This window comes from Phocaeicola sp. RTP21198st1_B8_RTP21198_201120 (genome assembly GCF_040929485.1).
In the GTDB taxonomy this organism is placed as follows: Bacteria; Bacteroidota; Bacteroidia; order Bacteroidales; family Bacteroidaceae; genus Phocaeicola; species Phocaeicola dorei.
This window is the reverse complement of sequence record NZ_JBCOCI010000465.1, coordinates 1-1,157: the sequence shown is the minus strand read 5'-3', so window position 1 is coordinate 1,157 and position 1,157 is coordinate 1. Positions and strand designations below refer to the sequence as shown.

Sequence of the window (1,157 nt, the reverse complement as noted above, 5' to 3'; positions counted from 1 at the left end):
ATGGGCAGTACCGTTTCCAGACGATGGGCGAATACCGTGCGCTCCTTTCCTTATATAATATGACGGTGGAGGAAGCGCGGGGAAACGTGCGCGGACGCGAGTATCACGGGCTGGTCTATTCCGTCACCGATGATGCCGGGAATAAGACGGGCAACCCGTTCAAGTCCTCGCTTTTCGGGAAGTCCGCCGGCTATGAAGCCGTGCAGAAGAAGTTTGCCCGTTCCAAGCAGGAGATTAAGGACCGGAAACTCGCCGACATGACAAAACGCGCCGTCCTTTCCGTGCTTGAAGGCACGTATGACAAGGAGAAGTTCGTTTCGCGGCTCAGGGAGAAGGGTATCGACACCGTGCTGCGCTATACGGAGGAAGGACGCATCTACGGAGCCACGTTCATCGACCACCGCACGGGCTGCGTGCTGAATGGCTCGCGCATGGGCAAGGAGCTTTCCGCCAACGCCTTGCAGGAACACTTCACGCTGCCTTATGCCGGACAGCCGCCGATTCCGCTGTCCGTTCCGGTGGAAACAGGAGAGGATATGCGCAGACAGACCGCATCCGACCACGAGGACACGGTGGGCGGTGTCGGTCTGCTCACTCCCGAAGGTCCGGCAGTGGATGCCGAGGAGGAAGCCTTTATCCGGGCGATGCAGCGCAAGAAGAAAAAGAAAAGGCGCAAGGGCTTGGGAATGTAATCGAGGTATCAACAATCAAAAATTTTCAATCTATGTCACAACAAGAAGACGATTTGAGGGCATTGGCGAAAATCATGGATTTTCTGCGTGCCGTGAGTATTATTTTAGTGGTCATGAACGTGTACTGGTTCTGCTATGAAGCCATACGGCTATGGGGCGTGGACATCGGCGTGGTGGACAGAATCCTGATGAACTTCGACCGCACGGCGGGGCTGTTCCGTTCCATCCTCTACACGAAACTGTTTGCCGTTCTCCTGCTTGCCCTGTCCTGTCTGGGGACAAAGGGTGTGAAGGGAGAGAAAATCACTTGGGGAAGAATCTGGACGGCACTTGCCGCAGGGTTCGTGCTGTTCTTCCTCAATTGGTGGATACTGGCATTGCCGCTGCCGGTTGAAGCGGTGACGGGGCTTTACGTGCTGACCGTAGGCACGGGCTATGTATGCCTGCTGATGGGCGGTCTGTGGA

Annotated in this window: 1 protein-coding gene and 1 pseudogene; both read left to right on the top strand. The window is 56.0% G+C overall.

Translation table 11 applies throughout. The features are described from left to right. Positions 1-692: pseudogene (locus tag AB5935_RS27325) on the top strand (relaxase); the annotation flags it as partial. A 32-nt stretch (positions 693-724) separates the two neighbouring features. Continuing rightward, positions 725-1,157: YWFCY domain-containing protein (locus AB5935_RS27320; protein WP_368328017.1), on the top strand; the 433-nt coding region annotated here is incomplete at its 3' end.